The following is a 21178-nucleotide window of genomic DNA, read 5'->3' as shown; positions in this document are numbered from 1 at the left end:
CAGCTAAATTTAAGATGAGTAATCCAAGAAAACAAACACCAATCAAACTGTTAATAGCTAACAACCAGTATGTGCTTTTTGTATATTTATTGTGTTTTTCGAACATATTTAACCTTAAAAACATAACATTTTATTCTGCGATCTTGTTTCGCATATCCACCCTTAAGCTATCCGGTAGACATTATATCCATTATGTTAAATGACTGACGTAGCTTGCTTTTTCAAGCCACTCAGCTGCATAACACATTAATACTCTTATTTTTGCATATGGGTGTAGGTAAAACCATACTCTAATGGCTTGAAAATTAGTTACTTATCCATAAGGCGATTTGGGTCAAACAAAGTGAAGGTCATTAGGTGTGGTTAGCTCTCTTTGCCGCCTAGCGATTTTCAGCTTGGTCGTGACCTTGACTTGCGTGCCCCTCCTTCATATCGACAAGATACACGCCGTGGCCATGCCAGTTTTTACGCTCTTGCTCGGGTAGCGTAGCAACTCGGAGTATTTCTTCAGCCACATCTTCCCTGCTGATGCTTATCTTGGCATGCCTGAGGGGAAGCGCGGTTTTGTCTAAACCGGTGCTGTCTAAACTTGTGGTATCAAAGCTATAGCCATAGCGCCGCTGGGCGGGGGTGTCTTTGAGGGCGGCGGGACGAAAAATAATATACGGCGAGCTGTCGTTTGCCGCTTGCGCGAGGATGTTTTCACTGGCCGTGACATTTTTGTAAACAGGAAAAATGACCGGAAGGAGGTTGGCGATGACATTGTAGTTGGCGGGCCAAGCCGTGACGGAGCCGCCCGGAATGCCTTCTGTGCCCACAGAACTGTGGTAAAAGGTTTCTACCCAGCGGCTTTGCTTCATACCCGAAACCAGTGCGCTGATGGTATCGGTGTAAATAGAGCAGCTGGCGCGCAGCATGTCTTTGAATGTGGTTACGCCAACAAAGCAGCACACCGCATCTATGGAGGGATCGCCGGTCAGGATATCTTTATAAGAATCGGCACGTATTATATTGGCATTGGTGGCTTTTAATTGACCGGGGCGACTCGATGGTGCAGTTGTTCCTGCCGGTTTCGTAGCGGCGATATTCGCGTCGGTTAGCGTGGTGCTGGTTAATGCAGTCTCTGCGAGTATTTGGGTTACCCGGCGCAAAGCGTCCTCGTCGCTTGGTGCGCGGCACATCGCGGTGACGTTATGGCCTTGCAATAATGCATTCTTGATAAAGATTCTGGCAACCCGTGATGTGGCTGCAACCACGAGGAAATGCCGTTTTTGAATACCCATAGTAGACCTCCGTTAATCATTGAGATCCATAGCTTAAAGTCTTCCCCTAAGGGCAGAGTCAATAGGTAATTCAATTAAAAATCCGGTATGTTGTCCAAACCGGATTGGGGGGCTTTTTATCAGCGGTTGCTTACCGGTTCGACAAGGCAGTCAAGAATAGTGGTTTCCCTGTTTCATCCAAGTTTACCGGCAGTCGTAAGCGGTACCGAGCAAAGAGACCGAGGTGGTAAAGTTGTGCGGTGTCATGATCACCACGGTATCGGCACCGATGTAATGGGCGCTGTTTTTCAGCTCGTTGACTGCGCCTTGGATCAGGGCGTCATTGCTGTAGAACAGATAGGAATACCAGTGACCTTCATTACCGGTGACTTCACCGACCCAGAGGCATTCATCGAGATTAGGCAGGCTGGTGGTCAGTACGCGGACGTGTGTGGCTTGCGAAAGCAGCGCTTCACTTGGTGTAACGCAACCGGCTAGCAGCAGGCTAACGAAACCGGCTAATAATATTTTTTTCATTTTATTCTCAAGCAGCTCACGGGTAATTCCACAAATCAGCGTTAGGTTAACACCTTAATGGTCTTATGCTAAGTGGGTATGTGTAAAGTAATTATACGTGATAACAATCTAATAAAATCGGCTGTTTATCAACTCGGAAAGCGCTGCAACTCGGGGTGAAATGCTGCGCCAGCTATCAATTCGAGCCAGTAGTAGCTCAGTGGTCAGTTCTTGAAGAAAATCAGGGGTGACAGCCAATTGATCACAATAGGCATCGCTTTCATCGGTTAGGCCAAATTTCTGAGATATTGCCTGTACGGAACTAGCGCAGTTCTGCTCTTTTAAATACTGCCTGAGTGCATGGAAAAATACGTGGTATTCGACGCTTACATGGGCAGGGTATTCCCGCCACACCGTAAGGAGCACTTTTCGATACGGGACGATAAGTTCACCGTCTTTGTCTTTATTGATATCGACGAGGCCGTCTTCATCGTTGAAATAATTATCGGGCCCGTATTCTGTGGCATCGTCAGGGTTAAACCTTATTTCGAAGTAACCATCATTGCCAATTAAGCTGGTCATTTCTAGGCAACATTCGGCGATTGTCTCGGGGGAGAAACCAATATGGTCGAACACTTCAATACACAACTGGCGAGCATTGTAATCACAATCGATAGTGCATGCGTATTGGAATGCTCCCTGCTTATGCCTGAATTTAAGCCATTGCTTAAAATCGGCAATCTCCCCCAGTTTGGATGAGTGCCGAGCTTTTTGGTAAAGCTCGGCCTCGACGTCATTAACGATGGCTAACGTGTTTTCTATGATCTGTTTCATCTTGATATCAGACATGCTTTAAATTGATAGCCTAGATTGAGTTGAGAAACATCGGGTTGAATACGTCCAGTCCCAGTTTATCAGCCAAGGCTAATCTACGTCCCATGCCTGAATCGCGAAATTGATCACTCAAGCCTCAAAACCCAGTAACGCCCTGATAAATGGCGGTTACGCCACTGGTTAGACAAAGCAGCAAAGCAAACACCCTTACCATTGATTGAGGAAGGTTGTTAACAACCTTGTTTGCCAGCCAGTATCCCAACAAACCGGCTGGTAGCAATGGCAAGGTGATCTGAATGTGCTCTATGGTGAAGTGGCCGTAGAAATACAGTATCACCAGCGACATGATTGAGGTGATCACAAAGAACGCCGATAGGTTGCCACGTAGCTTTGCGGCTTCTTCATGCTGCATCAATAGGGCCATCGGCGGGCCACCGATTGACGAGCTGGTGCCCATCACGCCTGACATAAAGCCCGCTACTAGCATTCTGTTCGGCGTTGGTTTTAATCGGTAAGGCAAGGCGCTGATCCCGACGGCAATGAGTACCATGGCACCCAGCCACAAAGAAAGCGTTGCACCAGAGACCACGGTTAACAGGTAACCTCCCAGAAGTGAACCTGGAACCCGTCCGATAATGGCTGATTTCAATCCACCGATTGACACACTGCTTCGTAGTTTGAACGCATTGATCAAGGAGATGACTAGCGCAACCAAACAGATAGGGGCAGGCACATACTGTGGCGAAAGTTGAAACAGTAATGGTGCAGCGACTATTGCTAAACCAAAGCCGATAGCCGTTTGAACAAAAGAGCCAAGAAAGATAAGGGTGGCAGCGAAAAGAACCGTCGACTCAAACATTAAGGGTACTCAAAAAGTCAATAATAACAGCATCTTATTGCTGCTGATTTAGGTTGGCTATAGCATATCATGTAGAGTGGAGTGGCTAGAAGATACATTGTTGGCTGGCGAGGATAAAGTCGTATTAATTGGCTGTTTATATCCAGTCAAGGGGGGAGCTTCAGTCATTTTGGCTGCACCAGAATGGCTTGTGAGCTACGAGGCCATTCTGATGCTTTGCCGTGATGATTAGGCGATCTTATCGCTTAGCCAAACAGGTAGGTGTACATGTAACCTGCGCCAATTGCCATACCGAGAATGACGGTCAGGAAGGCGGCAATCATCTGGTTCTTGAAGATAGATTTCAGCAAGATAACTTCAGTCAAACTTGCGCCTGCACTACCGATGATCAAGGCCATTACTGAACCCATCGCCATGCCTTTTTTCACCAGTGCGGCACTTAGTGGGATCACCGCTTCTGCACGAATGTAGAGGGGGATACCAATCACAGCAGCAACAGGGATCGCATACCACATACCTTCACCCGCATACTTGGCAATCAAGTCAGTCGGAATAAAGCCATAGATGAAAGAACCAATTAGGATGCCCAACATCAAGTAAGGAAGCACTTGCTTAAAGTCTTTCCACGTTGAGTGCCAGATACGTACCCAACGGCTTTCTTCTTTCACTGTCATTACCGCTTCACCGCAGCCATTGACTTCAACATTCACGTCTTCTTTCGCTCCACAGCATGAGCTGGCAGCTGGTGCCGGCTCAGGCGTTGCTGGGGCAGCTTGGGTACCGCAAGATGAGGCTGGCTTAGCCTTTGGTGCAGTATCACCACCGCTGCTGCCACAGCTTGAACCTGCATCAGCCATTTGGTAAGCCTCTTCGCGGACATAGCGCTCGAAGCCTAGTTTTTCCAATACGTAACCTGCCATGACTGATACAGCCAGAGCCACAGCAAAATAGAACACCGCGACTTGGATCCCGAAGGTCACCACAAACAAGCCGATGATCACTGGGTTAAGCAACGGGCTGGCAAACAGGAATACCATCATCGGGCCGAAACCTGCACGGGCACGAAGCAGGCCCTTCAGGAAAGGAATGGTCGAGCACGAACAAAATGGCGTGATGGAGCCAAGCAAAGCGGCAATAACATAGCCCTTGCCATTGCGTGAGCTCAAGATCGACTGGATTTTCTCGGGGGTCAGGAATTCCTGCAACACACCCACTAGGTAGCTAATAACTAAAAATAGCACCGTTAGTTCTGCGGCAAGGAATAGGAACATACCTGCGGCTTCTTTGAACATTGTTACGAATTCAGGACTCATGGTTACTGCCTCGTTTGGGAGTATATTTCGATATGTGTCGAAATATAAGCTCGAAGCCGTTTGCTGTCAATTAAATAATTCGATATTTATGGAAGTAATGAATGGTAGGATAAGCAGAAACCGTGATAAGGGTGTTATGCCTTTGAATAAAAAGCCAGTCACATGACTGGCTTTCTCTTTATCCGTTGATGGGGGGCTTATTGGCAGGACGCCGCTCCCAATTCTTGCCAAACGCCCCATTCGCCGGTGGTGCCGGGCTCATCACCTTTGGTCCACCACTTGGCACGCCATCGCTTACCGTTATGCGTCACTTCCTCATTGGTGGAATAGGCTGAGGCACTGTCCCATGCATTTGGGCAGATAGGCTGGTTGTCGTCATAGACAGTCACCTTCCTTGGTTGGTTGGCACTGTTGCCGGCGTTGTCACTGACAGAGTAGGTGAGGGCGTAAACCCCGACGACATTGGTGTCTACCGTGCCTGTTACTTGGATGCTGGCCGAAATATCACTGCCGCTGGTGTCGGCCGCGCTGACGCCTGCCAGTGGGTCAAACACTGTGCCTAGAGCGATTTGGGTATCGGCGATACCGGAAAATACGGGCGACAGATCTGGCTCTGGCGGTTGCTGGTTATGGATGTAGTTGCCGTAGTCTTTGATGAATTTCTCATTGTAGGCTTGTCCGGCACTGTTGGTGCCCATGTCCCAGTTGACTGACCAGGTCATAACCCCCCGTAAAGGCTGGCCTTGCGCTTTCAGGCGATCGAAAGCGGCATACAAGGCATTGGGATCGTCGACGTAGCCGTTGTTTGCCCCATCGATGTTTGCTGGAATGCCGAAGACCAGTTTGTCATTGGTTATCGTGGTGTAGCCACGCGTGCCGTTAATCAGTGAGTCGGAGATGTAATAGATAAATTCTTCTTTTCTCGCATCATTCTGTGATAGCCAGCCAACACTGCCTTCGACATAAACACCATCACCCCCTTGGTTATAAAACTGCGGGTTGATGAAATCATAATCACCTTCCAATCCCTGAATATAAGGGAGGTATTTACCATTAGCGATGGTGAGATAAGGGAACTCCGGTGCCATGGTGATCATGAAATTTTTACCCTGGGCGCGGTAGTGAGCCTTGACGATTTTTAGCGCGGCGGGGATCACCGTTTGGTTATCTGCTGCGGTTATCGCATTCTGCTCGAGGTCGATATCCAGTCCGTCGAAGCCAAACTTGTCGGTCAGGCGGATCACTTCATCGGCAAAGGCTTGCTCATCTCCCGCTTTGAGTTCAACGTGCGCATCGGCACCACCCAGGGCCAATAACACACTTCGGCCTTGGCTGTTCAGAGTGCTGATTTGATCAATGAAAGCTGACTCGGTTAGGCCAATTGCAGGATCAAGCTTGAAGGTTGGGATGCGGCCGGCATTAAGATCAAAAACTTTCATAAAAGACACATTGACGACATTGTAGTCAGGGTGTACCTCGGTTAAGTCAACGCAAGGTGCCAGCCCGCCACGGTAGCCAGCGCCGTCACACCAGTTGTGCCAGTAGCCGACGATGACATTGCCGTTTTGTGCCACCATCTCATTGGCTTGTGCTGTGACGGAAACAGTGGCTGTTCCCATGAGTAAAGCGGAGGTGAGGAGGGTCAGCGGTAATGTTTTCATGTTCACTCCTTTGATTCATATTGGATTTATCTGGTTGTCTTGTTTTTCTTTTGTTGTTGTACGGTAATGCATGCATAAGAAGGGGGGAATAATTTATAAGGCAAAAAAAGATCTGGATTCAAAATTATTTATGCAAAATTATGCTTGCTTGATTTAATCTCGATAGAGGTCTACCGATAACTATTTGCGGGTTAAAATTTCTTGATATCTCACAAATTGATGTCGAACATTTTTATTTCATTGTCGCTACCGGCGTTCAGCAGATAACCACTTACTTATAAGAGAAAAGCTATTTTGGCGTTTGCATTTATTTGTTCACGTTGAGAATATTTGTGGCGTTAATTTATCTCAAATTTACTGCTTTTGGTTTATAACTCATTGCTGTTATTGGCTTTTTCTCACTTGTCAGAAACAAGAACAATTTAACCGATTAGGCTTTTAATTAAGTGTTGTTAATGGACTATCCATTCTCACAAACAACAGACAGTAAAAATACAATAAGACTGTCCATAAAAATAAAACTAATTTGGCTAGGTTGGAGTGTTGTATGAATCCCTCCCGTTATTTATTGGCTGCCGTTTTGATTGCGGCAGTCACGGCATGCCGTGAAGACTCTGATGATTTAGGTTCGCTAGATGCGAGCTCAGTGGGGGTTGAAGAGGCGGAAGTTGTCCAAGAGCCTGCAGAGGCACCTGCAGAGGAGCAACCCGATGGTGTTCCCCCTGTCACCCCGCCAACCGATGGGGACGATGCCCCTGTCAGTGAGCCGCCGCCACCTCCTCCTGAGGCAAAACTCGACATTGATGGTTTGCCTTTACCGGACCTATCGGCAGACCATGATTACGAAGCTTATTTAATGGCGCAACCCAAGTATTACACCCGTATTACTTCGCCGTTCGGTAATGTGGACTCGCAAAACAATACCCCGTTTGGCAACAAGGTTACCAATGCCGGTGCGAACTTGGGGCGGGTGATCTTTTACGATGTTCGCTTGTCGGCGAATAATACTGTTGCTTGCGCGTCCTGCCATCTACAGAAGCATGGTTTTACCGATCCAAAAAAATTCAGTGATGGCTTTGACGGCGGTAAAACGGGCCGTCATTCGATGAGTCTGAGCAATGCCGCATATTACCGAAACGGGAAGTTTTTTTGGGATGAGCGAGCAGATACGTTGGAAGATCAGGTGTTGATGCCGATACAGGATGCGGTCGAGATGGGGATGAACTTGTTCGATCTTGAAGTGAAAATGGCTGAAACCAGCTTTTATGCTGAACTGTTCACCGAGGCGTTTGGGGATGAGGCGATAACCAGCGAGCGGATTTCAAGAGCGTTAGCCCAGTTCATTCGTACCATGATCTCCTATGAGTCCAAATATGATCAGGCATTCACGGCTGGGGAGTGGGATGAGCCAGACTTCGCCGCAGTATTCAGTGAGCAGGAAATGCTTGGTTTAAGGCTGTTTTCTGGCTTCCCCGGAACTGAACGTGACTCATTGGGCTGTATTGCCTGCCACCAAACCAGTGCGCATTCGATGGATCAAGCGCATGTCAATGGCCTGGATGCGGATACTCGCGGCGATCAGGGGGCAGGGAATGGTTTCTTCAAGTCACCGTCATTGCGCAACATTGGCGTTGGTGCTCCCTATATGCACGACGGTCGGTTTGAAACCTTGATGGATGTGGTTGAGTTTTACAACAGTGGTGTGCAGCGCCACCGTATCTTGAGCCCGGACTTGACCAGCAACGGCCAAACCGGCGGAAACCCAATCAGAATGAACTTGACTCAGGAAGAGAAAGAGGCGCTGGTGGCTTTCCTTGAGGCCCTGACCGACGAGACATTCCTAATGAACCCGATTTACCATGATCCTTTCTTCCCGAATACCGTTGAAGGTCAGTTGCAGGCCATCATTGATAAAGTGACTGAGCAGCAAAGTGAGCAAGAAGAAAGTGATCAGCAGGCTGATAACGGGGACATTTCTCCGTAATGCACTGCGGTGAGCTTTGCTTTACGCAAAAAAAACCTGCAACAAGGATGTGCAGGTTGTAATGAAAGGAACAAATTGACGAGATATGAACTCTCACCGTTAACTACGCGAGAGGTACGCTTGTCGATCAATTCACCGGTCACTTTTTGATGAGAGTTGATTGGCGCTTAGCCTCCCCACCCTTTACTGCCACTTGAGGAGCGACTGCTGCTCCAGCCTGATTTGGCCGACACGGTCGAACCAAACCCACCACGCGAAATGGTGCGGCTTACCGTTGGTTTGGGCTTCATATGATCTTTGCTGACCCGTACCTTGGTTTTCTTGTAGCTGCTACGGCCGTAGTCGTTGCCATCTGCGGTGGTCCAGCGGTCATAGAAAATACTGCCCGGATAATATGAGCGGAACATCGGTTGTGAGTAATAGCCACGATTGTTGTCCATCATTCTGGCAAACATGAAACCGGCCATGGCTGGCATAAACCAATTGTTGCCTTGCGGCTGCACACAGGCATTGCTGCCAAACTCTGCTTCGCAATCGTAGCGGGAATTGTATTTAGGTGCAGTCCGGGAAGCTTCCTGTATGGCGAACTGGTAAGCGGCCTGGCACTGCTCCGTGGAGTCTGGGTTGTCATCAACACAATCATTAAGCGACTGATAGATGACGGCGTCATCTGCGCTGTCGCTGCAACCAGAGAGCACGGCGGTGGCCAAAACCGCGGTCATGGGGGCCGACATGGAGGCTATCGACACCGGACGCCAGTTTTTCTTCATGCTGGCGAGAACGACGTGTTTACTGCGTTTCATGGCATTCCCCCTTAGTACGTCATGCAGGCGGCGTTAAGCAAGCCCACAGACACGGATGTTGCTGCCATGACGATACCTGCGGGTATTTCACCGGCTTCAATTCGTTCGACAATTTTGGGCATGAAGCCAAAGCGCAAAATAGCAAAGGCGATCAGCTGGGCAAACAAGGCGACCACACCCCAAATAGCAAAATCGATTAAGTTAACCGAGTTCGTCGCAGCGCCTGCGATAGCCAAGCAGTAGCCGAGGATGGAGCCGGATAACCCAATGGCGGCGGCAATATTCTGGTCTTCTTTTACCAGCTTCCACTCATCATGCGGCGTAAAGCGGACGTAGACAAACTTGAACAGCATCAGGAAAGCCAATGACAGCGAAAAGTAAAGCAAGAATGCGCCGAGGCCAGCGAGTGAGTTAGTGAGTACTTCCATGTTAATCCTATTCTTTATTTAAACAATTGAATGTTAGCCGATGAGTTTGAAGTCGGTGGGAGATAAATCAAAACCGGTACTGGTGGCGAGGCAACGCTCAGCTTGATTACGGTAGATTTTCTCTTCACCGGCAACGAGAAGCGATTCGAACTGGCCGCTGCCTGTATCTCGCTCGTATATCATCACAAATTGGTCTGTTTCAGTTACCGTGCCGTTCTCTAGCCACGTTTTTTCTGTCATGGCGACAGGGCGGTTGTTGTCCCACACTTTGGTAAACTGAAAACCTTCCAGCTCCCAACTGGGTTTGACGATCTCATTATCCAGCAAGTGCTGCCACTGGCTTTGCGTATCGATGGGGCGTGACGCGTAAAAATAATAGAGCTTAACCTCGCTGATATCGGCTTCGGATGTTCCGTGGGTCAAAATTTGGATAAACCCGTCGTCATCGGTGTAGTAGCGCAGTAGCCGGGTTTGTTCATCGAGCTGGACTTCACCGACCGCCTTGATCAGCTGGGTACGGGATGCCCCCTCGATAATTAGCTCCGGCTCGATCAACCTCAGTTTCAGATCATCAAGCTCAAACGCTCCGCCAAGTCTTAGCCCAAGGATTTCTGGACTGCTCGGGGGCGTGGCTTGGGGTTGTTTCTTCTTGAACCAATCGAACATAAACACTCCCGTGTTGTCTGGTGTGGCTAGGTGTCTTTAGGTAAAGGTGCCGTTTGGTACACTCAGGTACACTTAGACCAATCGATCTGCTCGACACGCTCGTCGGCAATATAAAAAACCTTAGCGCCAGGAGGAACGTCGCGATTCAGCGGCGGATTCAGCTCGACCCCGTTACCAGTATCGATGGCAATGAGGATAGCCTCATATTGCTGCTTGAAGCCGTTGAATAGCGGGGCTATGGTGCTCGGTGTAGCCGTTGCGGGATATTGCACGGCATATTGGGTCATCCCTTTGTGGGTGCTGAGCAATTCGTGATGCAATTCACTCGAGCCCGGATCGATTGCAGCCTTGGCCAGCATTTCGACCGCGACCGAGGGAATGCACTCAACATTGGGGCAGTGATGCTTGAGTAAGCCACTCAATGACTCGTCATTGAAGTAGGCTAAGATATGGGCCTTCGGGTTCTGGTTGGCACAGAACAGGGCGGCAGACAGGGTGACATCATCTTCGCTGTTATCAATCACAATACAGCTGGCGGTGTCGACCCCGGCTCTGGCCATCGCTTGGCTATCGGTGAAGCTTGGGGCACGGACAAACTCCACTTCCCCGGGCAGTGGGTTTTCAATATCAGGGCGGACACACAGAACAATTGCGCGGTGCCCTTTTTCTTCGTGTTGCAGCATTTTGATCAGGTGCAGGGTACGCTGCTCGTTCCACCCCAGCACGAGTATGTGGTTTTCCACCGATACTTTCCTCCGGCCTAACAGCCCCTGTTTCCAGTAATCAATAAAGACGGTTGCAACCCGGCCGACAGCGAGGGCAAATAGCCCCAGCCCACCGGGGATAACAAACAGCATGACAACCCATTTTCCAGCCACTGTGGTTGGCGACATGTCGCCATAGCCAACGGTGGAGGCACTGACAACCAAGTAGTACAGGAAGTCAGTTGGGCTTTGTATTAAGGCTGATTCTCCTACTACAGATAATAGGGCGTAGCTAATAGCGGTATAGCCGATAACCAATAGAAGGAGGTTTCTGCCACTTAGCGCATGGAAGTTCTGAGCCGCCCAGCGGCGGAATAAGAGCCATAATGACATACTGCCTCCTTTTTAAACGGTAACTACTGGCCCAAAATACGCTTAAGTTCATCTTCGGCTGACGACTGCTTACCTGATGTGATCCCAGCCTCGGCCAGTTTTTTGTCCAGGCTGCTGCCTGATTGTTCATCGGCCATTTCGGCAGCCGCTTCCAGTTGGGCTGACTTTTCGGCTTGACGCTGCTTGATGCGCTCAAGGGACTCAACGGCCGTATGCATTTTTGCATTGGCACCGACATTGGTTGCCGATACTGCCGATTGGGCTTTTTGCACCGCTTCGTTAGCTTTCACCACATCCACTTGTTGTTCCAGTTGGCGCAGCTTGTCTTTGGCTTGGCTGATATTGGTACGCATTTTCTGCTCTGAACCAACAAACTGGTCGAGATAAGCTTGTTCGGCTTGTTGTTCGTTACGGAACTGAGCAACTTTTTGCGCGCATTCAAGGGCAAGATCTTGCTGGCCTTTTTCCATCGCGCCGCGGGCATGGCCTTCATATTCTTCGATGCCTTGCTGGAAGCCATCCACTTTCTGTTGGGAGAGCTTACGCTTGGCGACGATGCTGACCAATGCTTCGTCAGAACGGCGGAGCTCTTGTTTGGCGTCGCGAATTTCCTGATCAAGGATACGCAGCGCTTGGTTATCGGCGACCGCTTCAGCGGTTTCATTTACGCCGCCTTTGATGGCGGTGAACAGTTTTTTCCAGACACTCATTACGCAACCTCCTTGAGGTGGTCTTGGTACAGTTCGATAAACGCTTCAACATTGCGGAACAGGGTGGCGACCTCAATCACAATGCTTTCCGCTTTGGATTGGGAAGACAGTGAGCCGAAGGCCACGTAGTAGTCGTTGCCGCCAATTTCATTGATGCCGATAGTCGATAACGGGAACATCTTGTGGGTGCGCAGGATGTCGTTGTTGAGCGAAGCAATGTCGTTAACTTGCTCTGCCGGGAACAGCAGCACCTCTACCAGAATTTGCTCACCGGCAATCGCCAGGAAAGCTTCAATATTGTCTTCGTTACTCACAACTAGCGTTTGGTCGCTGGTTTCAACTGCCCAGCCGTCGTGTTCACTCAGGAGTGGGATTAGCTCGGATACTTGCCACGTCATGGTTGTTACCTTATCAGTTTGGTGTCAGTGGATTGAACGAAAAATCTCCTCTTATTATGAGGTTAAATTGTTCAATTACCATGAAATGCTGTTTTTTTGTTGTTTTTTTGTGAGCTGTTTTATGCCTGATGGATAACAATAGTCAGTATGAATATGTCCGATAAGGGGGTTATTTTCCGGGGCGCTTTGAGAACTACCTCTATATCGAGGGCAATAATGAGTAAAAAAAGCCCCCTGACCGTCCGAATAAGTCAGGGGGAAGCTTGGGTCTTTTTTTATTCTTTTGGGAGAGTGATAGTCAGCGGCGAATTAAAGAGCGAGTTCTTGCTCCAGAAGCTGGATCATCGCCGCTTCATTGCTGCAGCTTTTCAGCCGGTCCCTGAAGTCCTGATGGATCAGCTTGCGGGCAAGGCCTGAGAAGATCCGCATATGCTGATCACCTTGGTCTTTATTGAGTGTCAGCATGATGATGAAGTCCACATCACCCGAGTCAGACTGCCAATCAATCGGCGTTTTCAGCTGGGCAATACTAATACTCGAATGGCGGATGTTGTCTGACTTGGTGTGCGGAATGGCAAATCCGTGCCCGAGCCCGGTAGAGAACACCGCTTCGCGAGCCCAAATATCTTCTTCCAGCGCATAGGTATTATCGGTGCGACCTTGAAGGTGCAGATTGCCGACCAATGCCTGGATCGCTTCTTCCTTGTTGGCAAAATCAGCGTGCTTGAACACACAGTCAATGCCCAGCAGGGGTTTGTCGGTTTCTTGGCTTGCTGTTTTGTTCAGCAGGGCGGTGACATCGTCGATGGTCGGGCATTGGCACGCTTGTTCGAATAGTTGCTGGCAATGCTCAAATGTTAAGTGATTCAATGCTGCTTTCGTTGCCGTGATTTTGGGGGCGCTCATACTGATCTCATCAAGGCCGGCACCAACGAGCAACGGCAATACTTTGGTATCAGCACCGAGTTCACCGCATAAGCCGACCCAGCGGCCGTGTTCATGGGCAGTACTTACGACGTGTTGCAGCAGGCGAAGAAATGCAGGTGCCAGGCTGTTGTAGAGGTGCGATACCTGCGCGTTATCCCTGTCGACGGCCAGCAGATACTGGGTCATGTCGTTAGAGCCGATGCTGAAGAAATCCACTTCCTGACAGAACTGGTCGATGATAAAGGCCACCGCTGGGATTTCCACCATGATCCCCAGCTGCAGCTGCTTGGAGTAGGCAATGTTACTGTTATCGAGTTCGGTTTTGACTGCGGCAAGCTGTTGCTTAACCCAGCGGATTTCCTCAATGCTTTGGATCATTGGGATCATGATTCTGGTGCTGCCGTATACCGATGCGCGCAGGATGGCTCGAAGCTGGCTGCGGAACAGTTGCTCGAATTGCGGGTAGATACGCACGGCACGGTAACCAAGGAACGGGTTCGCTTCTTCAGGCAGTTTGAGGTAATCAATGGGTTTGTCACCACCGATGTCCATGGTGCGAATAATCACAGGCTTGCCGTTGGCGGCATCGAGCACTTCGCGGTAGTGGTTGAATTGCTCGTCTTCATCTGGCGCGCTATGGCGGTCCATGAACAGCATCTCGGTTCTGAAAAGGCCTATGCCTTCTGCGCCATTGGCAAAGGCGGCTGGTGCTTCTATTGAGCAGGCAATATTGGCGGCAATTTCCACTCGGTGGCCATCGGCTGTGACAGCGGGCTGGTGGGCATACACCGCTTGTCGCTGTTGTTCCTGCTGGCGTAGGGTCAGGGCACGTTGGAAGTAGCGCTGAACCGGCTCGCTGCAGTCAGTGGCAAGGACACCGAGCTGACCATCGATATAAGCCTGGGTATTGAGTGCCGTGCTGCACTGGCTGATCTCAATGCCCGACAGGGTTGGAATGCCAAAGGCCCGTGCCAAGATCACCGTGTGTGATGTACTGCCGGCATGGGTGAGTACCAGGCCCTGTAAATGCTCCTTATCCAAACCGATGAACTGGCTCGGGGTCAGATCACTCGCCAGTACAATGCTTGGCTCTGCCAGTGTAAATTCGCGCTGGCATTTAACCTCGGGGTAAGCGCTCATCAGCAGCTGGGTGGCGACATCTTTGATATCCAATACCCGCTCGCGCAAATAAGCACTGGCAGATTGTTGGAGCTGTGTACTTAATTTATCGACGGTCGCCAATATCGCGTTGGCGGTGGAGTGGGTGCTGAGCAAATTTGTAATGCCAGCAATAAAGCTGCTGTCGTTCAATATGGCCAGATGCGCAGAGATGATGTCTTGTTCATGCTTGCTCGCCGTTGCTGTCATCATCGATAGGTGGTCGGCGACCTGCTGGTGGGCATGTTGGAATCGCTTGGTTTCCTGTTGGCAAATATCCGTCGCAAATTGGTTAAGGTCGGTTTGGCTAAAACCGATTAATTTACCCTGGCCAAGGCCGGTGGCGAGACGTGTGCCGTGTAGCAATGTTGGCCGGTGGCGCAGCAGCGACTGGGGCAAGGGGAATTCATCAATACTGGCGACCGGATCAAGCGCTTCATCGCAATGAGGGAATTCGGTGGTGATAAAGGCTTCCAGCGCACGGCAGGCTGGCTCACTGTCTTGACCGTCAAGGATCAGCGTACACGCGTCGTTGAGTAGGGTGTCAGTACCGACCAGCGACAGAATGCTTTTGGCATCACCCTGATTATTGTTGCGGTGGTTAACCAAAGTGATGGTGCAGCTGAATTGGCCGCAGACTTTTTCCAGATGAGTGGCCGGACGGGCATGGATACCATTGGGTAATTCACAACGGAAAGCTAATTGGTGTTTCATGATACTAGTGCCTTGTAATTAATGCGCTAACAGCTGCTGACATTGAGAAAACACCCGGCGAGGACGCTGAAGGGCTTCTTGGATATCTACTTTCAGGCATTTTTTGTTATCGAAGCGGTGGCTATGTTCAATATTGATGTCGGTTGCCATTACCACCACATCGGCACGCTTGACATCTTGCTCGGTCAGGCGATTCTCGATTCCCATCGCACCCTGCGTTTCGACCTTGATGGTAATGCCGAGTTTCTTGGCGGTATCAATCAATTTGTCGGCGGCCATATAGGTATGGGCGATGCCGGTTGGGCAGGCGGTAATTGCGACGACTCTCATTGCTGTCTCCTTACGGGAAATTGTTTATTTTCGATGATGGCAATATAAGAAGTTGTCGGGTTGTCCGGTAGAAGATAATGCAACCTTTTACTGGATATTTGTAACCTCCAGAAACAAGCGTGATAGCGATCGCATATGTGGGAGGTGGCGTAGAAGGCCCGGTTTCTAACTCGCCATTTTTATAGGGCTTATTTGGGGGCTGTTACAACTGTAAGCCAGACGATCAGCATTTTTGATACGTGCATCAAAGGAGCTGAAAAGGGATGAGAGAAAGACCGTGTTATCCTATTTGGAAAGGTGTTGGCCAGTGATGATACGACCATAAAAAATGCCACGAAATTCGTGGCATTTTCTGTAACATCAGGACTCGTTTTGGCTTTGTATCGCCTCATTTCTATCGCCAGTCATGACAAAGCGCAGTTCACCTCCCGCTTTTATTTCGCTGTGTTCAAACGTCAGGTCATTTGATAGCTCCTTGCCGTTGATGGTGACAGACTTTATATACTTGTTATGCGGACTGTTGTTATTGGCGATGATCTTAAACTCCCCACCTTCAACCTTAACTGCTACTTCATCGAACAGAGGCCGGCCAATATAATATGACGGGGCCGCAGGGGTTACCTGGTAGAAGCCCATTGCCGACATGATATACCATGCAGACATTTGGCCCACATCCTCGTTGCCGATCAGGCCTGTTGGTTCGGTGGTGTAGAACTCATTCATGATACGATCGAGGTATTTCTGTGTTTTCCATGGCTGATCGGTCATGTTATACAGGTAAGGGACATGGTGAGACGGTTCATTACCGTGCATGTACTGGCCGATATACCCGGTCAAATCCGGTAGATCCTCGCCGGTATTCGAAGATCTGGCGTTAAATAGTTCATCCAGATCCTCGCGTAGCCCTTTGGCACCGCCGAGTTCTTCCTTCAGCCACTGAAAAGCATGCAGGGGTTGGAATTTCCACTGCCACGCATTTCCCTCGGTAAAGGCAAACTCATCGACATAATAGGGATCGAACGGTAACAGCGGACATTTTTCCATGGGCTTACCGCTGACATCGACAGTCTCACATTCATCAAGACGGCTGTCATCAACTGGCCGGTTAAATTCCAGTGGTGGTTTATTTGGGTTTGTACTCAATGGGTGGTTTTTCGGGCGGAAGAAGCGAGTTTCCTGATCCCAATGATTTAGGTAATTTTCAGAGCGGGCCAGAAACTCATCTTGAAGCCGCACATCACCCGCCATACGGGCAATTTCAGATACAGCCCAGTCTCCATAGGCAAACTCCAGGGTATACGATGCCGAATTCCAATACCCGTGATGGACGAAGCCGTTATCCTCATATACTTTGACCTGCACTACGCTCGCGGCCCCGATATTTTGATCTTCGGTCCAGTCTGGAAATTCAGACTCATCATGGAAACGAGCCGTGAATTCCGCCGCCTCTAGAGCATCCTGGGCATTAATATCCAATCCTTTTGCCATTGCATCGGCAATGATCGAAATGGCCGGGAAGCCGATCATTGTGCCGGTATAGTGACCATGCAGTTCCCACTTAGGCAAAATACCGCCCTCTTGGTATTTGCGGATCAGATCGTTAGCGTATTCTTCAGCACGTTCCGGGTTGATGATCGTGTGCAGAGGGTGGACTGCACGGAAAGTGTCCCACATAGAGTAAACCGAGTAATTAGGTAGATCATTGGCTTCCTTGAGCGCCTGGGTACGCATTGCTCGATACTTACCGTCGGTATCCTGGAAAATCATTGGGGCAATGTTGGCGTGGTACATGGCGGTATAGAAAATTTCTTTTTGTTGTTCTGTGCCACCTTTTACCGTCACTTTTTCCAGCTCATCATGCCAGGCCTGTTGGGACTGTGCCTGCATGTTATCAAATCCCCATCCCGGCGCTTCGGCTTCCAAGTTCGTTTGGGCTCCTTCTACCCCAGTAGGAGAAATCCCGACTTTGAGCTCAAGAGGCTGCGGACTCTGGGCAAATTCGAGGTAGGCAATGGTCTTGGTAGCTTGGTAGGCATCATCTTTGAGCTCGACAGCGGTTTCAACGCCATCGATCATTGCGGTTGCTTTGACAATGGGCTGGTTAAACTTGGCATAAAAGTAGATATGCTGGTTATTGGCCCAGCCATCTGAACTCCGTTTGCCGCGAATGGTATGCTCATCAATAAATTCAATGTTGCCAATTGTAGTGTGATGCCCCCAACTCTTATTCAGCGTGTGGTCCAAATCTAGCTTGATGTGCGGTGTGGTACCTTGCTTAAACGTATATTTGTGGTAGCCGACCCGTGGCGAGGTGGTGAGCTCAACACGGATATCCCCGCGATTTAATGTGACTGCGTAATAGCCTGCTTTTGCACTTTCATTGACTTTGTCGAAAGTGTTGTAGGTGACATTGGCCTTGTCAGTAAAAGGCAGCACTAGAATATCTCCTAAATCAGTGATTCCCGTGCCCGAAAGATGGGTGTGGGAAAAACCATATACCGGAATATCCGCTGATTGGCCGTGGTCAAAGTAACCTGCAGCTGAGCCCCAGCCCTCCATTTCGGTATCGGGTGAAAGCTGTACCATACCGTTAGGATGGACTGCTCCGGGGAATGTGTGGCCATCCGCTCCAGTTCCAATGAATGGATTTACATACTGAATAAGTGATTTATCAACCAGCACTTTTTCATTTTCAGAGTTTGAGTTGCAGCCTGACAGTGCGATAGCAATGGCGATCGCTAACGGCGCTATAACTTTTTTCATGTTTATTCCTTAATAGAGGGGGACGAGGCCCCTCGATAATTATTTAGTGAGAGGGCTTTAATGCTTCTTCTTTATTTCCAGTCATCACAAAACGTAATTCTCCTCCTGGTTTAATATCGTGGTGCTGGAAGAAGAAGGCATCTGTCAGTGGCTGGCCATTAATCGTTGCAGACTGAACGTAGATATTATCTACGCTGTTGTTTTCCGCGATTATAGTGAACTGCCCGCCTTCCACAGGGATCGTGGCGATATCAAAGATTGGGCGGCCAATCGTGTAGGTTGGATCGGCCGGAGTGACCTGATAAAAGCCCAGTGCGGCCATCACGTACCATGCTGACATCTGGCCTACATCTTCGTTACCAATTAATCCGTCCTTGATTGGTTGGAAAAAGCGAGTCACAGCCTGATGGACGTATTCCTGGGTTTTCCAAGGCTCTGTCGTCCAGTTATACAGATAAGGAACGTGATGATCTGGTTCGTTACCCATAATGAATTGGCCAATATACCCGGTCATGTCCCCTTGGGAGGTATCGGCATTTGGAGCGGCCGTAAATAACGCATTGAGGTTTGCCAGAAAAGACGTTTCGGCATGGGCAGAAACTGCTTTTGCATCGGGCTCCCCACCCATGGCTTTCTTAAGCCCGTCTATATCGTGCGGAACAAACCAGGTCCATTGCCAGGTGTTGCCTTCGGTGTAGTTTTCCCCTCGGTGTTCAGCGCGGTATGGCCAGAACATCGTAGCTTTGTTCAGATCTTTGCATGCATCGAAATCACTGGCTTCGATTAGCTCTCCGGTAGTTTGGTCTACACAGCTGGCATCAAGGTTGTTGGCGAACTCTGCCACTCCCCCCTGGAGGTATATTGGTCGCATGAACCCGGTTGCCCCGCCATACTTGCTGTACTCGGCTGGGTCGTAATCGAAATACTGCTGATAAGCGCTGGAACGTGCCATATAGCGTTCATATTGAGCTTGGTTCCCTGCCATTTTGGCTATTTGGGCGATACACCAGTCGTAATAGGCATTCTCCAAGCCATAAGACACCGACTCATTGACCAATTCATCATATTTATCCTGCTTAAGGCCATCGATACCTGACGGGGCCGCAGTTTGATCCCATTTCACATTGGCCGGCACAAAACCATATTGCTCGGCGTATTGACCATGTCGAGTCATTACCGTAAAGCGCTTGTCACCGTTCCAAGGATCCCGGTAGGGTACCCAGCCTGCGTCGATAGCAATTTGCTCATCAAAGTTAGCGGCTATATCCGCCGCAGCCAAGGCTGCTTTGAATTCATCCTGGGTAAATGCTTCCGGATATTTGACCATCACATCGGCAATAACTGATACTGCCGGATAACCAACCATCTCACCGGTATAGTCTGAGTGCAGCTCCCATTTTGGCAATACCCCCCCAGTCTTAGCTTTGTTGAGCAAATCGCGTGCGTAGTTGATTGCTTGCTTTTTGTCGACAATGGTTTTTAGCGGATGGGCAGTACGGAAGGTGTCCCACATCGAGTACACAGACATATTGGTAAAGCTGCCGTCGTTTTGATATATCTTGCCATCCATGCCTCGGTAATGACCATCGACGTCCTGGTAGACAAACGGCGCGATATAGGTGCGGTACAAGGAGGTGTAGTACATCGTCTTGTCAGCTTCCGAAGCGCCTGTTACCGTATATTGGCCCAATACTCTGGCCCATTCCTCTTTCGACTGGAGCACTACAGCATCAAAGTCCCAGCCGTTGTTATCCGCATCCAAGTTTTTGATGGCACCATCAATCCCGGTTCCGGAGATGGCAATTTTCACGGTGATTGGCGCACTGCCCTCGCCGAAGTTTAGGTGGGTTTTTACATCTCGCACCGGTGTTCGGGTTTCGCCATAGCCTGCGTAGTTTTCAAGACCTACTTCTGTTCTGCTGGTTTCCCTGCCTTCTACAAAAAGGCTATGTTCAATAAAAGGTTCAGAGAACTCCGCATAAAAATAGACAGTCTGCCATTGCGCCCACTCATTCGAGGTACGGGCACCGGCAATAGCATTATCAGCTACCTTACGATAATAGATACTGCGTGAATGGTTGCCGTATTGCTCTAGTAGCTCATGCTGGAGGTCGACACGAACCTTACGCGATACCCCTTCTTTAAAGTTATAGCGATGGAAAGCGACCCGATCTGTCGCTGTTAGCTCAGCCTTGATACCGGTTTCTATGAGGTCTACGGAATAATAACCGACCTCGGCTACTTCGTGGGCCTTATCCATTGTTACTGGGTTGGTATTAAAACCGGTATAAGGCAGGAACGCAAAATCGTTTAAATCCCCTTTACCTGCCCCTGAAATATGGGTTGTACTAAAACCTGAGAGCTGGTCCAGATGGTGGTGATAATCCGATGGGGATCCTTTGCCATCCCAGCTGTTGGGATTCCAGTTATCCGGTGAGGGCTGGATCATTCCCTCCGGCATTACAGGGCTAGGGTTCACATTACCCAGGCCATCTGTGCCGATTAAGGTATCGACATATTTTAATACCGTCAGATCCGGTGTCGGAATTGGCTGTTTTCCATCGGTGTCATTTGACGAGTCCGAGTGGCACCCTGACATGGCGAACAATACGGGCAATGAAAGCGATAATACTCTACTTAACATAACAGACCTTCTTTGAATGAATTGGGTGATTTAACGCAATTAATACGTGTGATTTTTCCTACGGACTTCCCGCATAGTATTAATAAAAAGGTGGAATATGGTGGCTGAATA

Annotated in this window: 17 protein-coding genes; 1 reads left to right on the top strand and 16 read right to left on the bottom strand. The window is 49.4% G+C overall.

Annotation, left to right across the window (positions count from 1 at the left end; all coding sequences use genetic code 11):
* Positions 1-380 precede the first annotated feature (380 nt).
* From C9I99_RS26005 to C9I99_RS25980, 6 genes are all read right to left on the bottom strand, one after another.
* Positions 381-1283: an NAD(P)-dependent oxidoreductase gene (locus tag C9I99_RS26005; RefSeq protein ID WP_107351745.1), complete on the bottom strand. Its 903-nt coding sequence runs from the start codon at positions 1281-1283 to the stop codon at positions 381-383.
* Between the two features lie 183 nt (positions 1284-1466).
* Positions 1467-1799 (bottom strand): DUF4156 domain-containing protein, encoded by a 333-nt coding sequence (locus C9I99_RS26000; RefSeq protein ID WP_107351744.1) that lies wholly within the window; start codon positions 1797-1799, stop codon positions 1467-1469.
* 108 nt (positions 1800-1907) lie between these two features.
* Positions 1908-2612: a hypothetical protein gene (locus C9I99_RS25995; RefSeq protein WP_133638295.1), complete on the bottom strand. Its 705-nt coding sequence runs from the start codon at positions 2610-2612 to the stop codon at positions 1908-1910.
* Positions 2613-2748: 136 nt separating this feature from the next.
* Complete coding sequence (locus C9I99_RS25990; RefSeq protein ID WP_107351742.1) at positions 2749-3471, bottom strand: sulfite exporter TauE/SafE family protein; 723 nt, start codon at positions 3469-3471, stop codon at positions 2749-2751.
* A gap of 245 nt (positions 3472-3716) precedes the next feature.
* Complete coding sequence (locus C9I99_RS25985; protein WP_107351741.1) at positions 3717-4784, bottom strand: permease; 1068 nt, start codon at positions 4782-4784, stop codon at positions 3717-3719.
* 197 nt (positions 4785-4981) lie between these two features.
* Positions 4982-6403, bottom strand: a complete 1422-nt coding sequence (locus C9I99_RS25980; protein ID WP_420849269.1) for an immunoglobulin-like domain-containing protein — start codon at positions 6401-6403, stop codon at positions 4982-4984.
* Positions 6404-6992: 589 nt separating this feature from the next.
* Between C9I99_RS25980 and C9I99_RS25975 the strand changes: the two genes are divergently transcribed.
* The gene (locus tag C9I99_RS25975; protein ID WP_107351739.1) at positions 6993-8429 is read left to right on the top strand and encodes a cytochrome-c peroxidase; all 1437 of its coding nucleotides are present in this window, start codon (positions 6993-6995) and stop codon (positions 8427-8429) included.
* 167 nt (positions 8430-8596) lie between these two features.
* Here C9I99_RS25975 and C9I99_RS25970 read toward each other — a convergent pair whose 3' ends face one another.
* From C9I99_RS25970 to C9I99_RS25925, 10 genes are all read right to left on the bottom strand, one after another.
* On the bottom strand, positions 8597-9232 hold the full coding sequence (locus tag C9I99_RS25970; protein WP_107351738.1) for a DUF1190 family protein: 636 nt from the start codon (positions 9230-9232) through the stop codon (positions 8597-8599).
* A gap of 11 nt (positions 9233-9243) precedes the next feature.
* Positions 9244-9660 carry a DUF350 domain-containing protein gene (locus C9I99_RS25965; RefSeq protein WP_107351737.1) on the bottom strand — a complete coding sequence of 139 codons (417 nt, stop codon included), beginning with the start codon at positions 9658-9660 and terminating at the stop codon, positions 9244-9246.
* Positions 9661-9693: 33 nt separating this feature from the next.
* Positions 9694-10326: a YjfK family protein gene (locus C9I99_RS25960; protein WP_107351736.1), complete on the bottom strand. Its 633-nt coding sequence runs from the start codon at positions 10324-10326 to the stop codon at positions 9694-9696.
* A gap of 62 nt (positions 10327-10388) precedes the next feature.
* Positions 10389-11423 (bottom strand): potassium channel family protein, encoded by a 1035-nt coding sequence (locus C9I99_RS25955; protein WP_107351735.1) that lies wholly within the window; start codon positions 11421-11423, stop codon positions 10389-10391.
* Positions 11424-11446: 23 nt separating this feature from the next.
* Positions 11447-12133 carry a PspA/IM30 family protein gene (locus C9I99_RS25950; RefSeq protein ID WP_107351734.1) on the bottom strand — a complete coding sequence of 229 codons (687 nt, stop codon included), beginning with the start codon at positions 12131-12133 and terminating at the stop codon, positions 11447-11449.
* Positions 12133-12531 carry a DUF2170 family protein gene (locus C9I99_RS25945; protein WP_107351733.1) on the bottom strand — a complete coding sequence of 133 codons (399 nt, stop codon included), beginning with the start codon at positions 12529-12531 and terminating at the stop codon, positions 12133-12135. Before C9I99_RS25945 ends, C9I99_RS25950 begins: the two co-directional genes overlap by 1 nt.
* A gap of 309 nt (positions 12532-12840) precedes the next feature.
* Positions 12841-15330, bottom strand: coding sequence for a phosphoenolpyruvate--protein phosphotransferase (gene ptsP / locus C9I99_RS25940; RefSeq protein ID WP_107351732.1), 2490 nt, complete (start codon positions 15328-15330; stop codon positions 12841-12843).
* Positions 15331-15348: 18 nt separating this feature from the next.
* Positions 15349-15660 (bottom strand): PTS fructose transporter subunit IIB, encoded by a 312-nt coding sequence (locus C9I99_RS25935; RefSeq protein WP_107351731.1) that lies wholly within the window; start codon positions 15658-15660, stop codon positions 15349-15351.
* A gap of 360 nt (positions 15661-16020) precedes the next feature.
* Positions 16021-18423 carry a GH92 family glycosyl hydrolase gene (locus C9I99_RS25930; RefSeq protein ID WP_420849268.1) on the bottom strand — a complete coding sequence of 801 codons (2403 nt, stop codon included), beginning with the start codon at positions 18421-18423 and terminating at the stop codon, positions 16021-16023.
* A gap of 43 nt (positions 18424-18466) precedes the next feature.
* On the bottom strand, positions 18467-21067 hold the full coding sequence (locus C9I99_RS25925) for a GH92 family glycosyl hydrolase (RefSeq protein WP_107351729.1): 2601 nt from the start codon (positions 21065-21067) through the stop codon (positions 18467-18469).
* Between the last annotated feature and the right edge of the window lie 111 nt (positions 21068-21178).

Origin of the sequence: Photobacterium lutimaris (assembly GCF_003025555.1) — a bacterium.
GTDB classification, from domain to species: domain Bacteria; phylum Pseudomonadota; class Gammaproteobacteria; order Enterobacterales; family Vibrionaceae; genus Photobacterium; species Photobacterium lutimaris.
The sequence above is the reverse complement of the archived record's forward strand: the minus strand, read 5'-3'. Positions and strand labels throughout refer to the sequence as shown.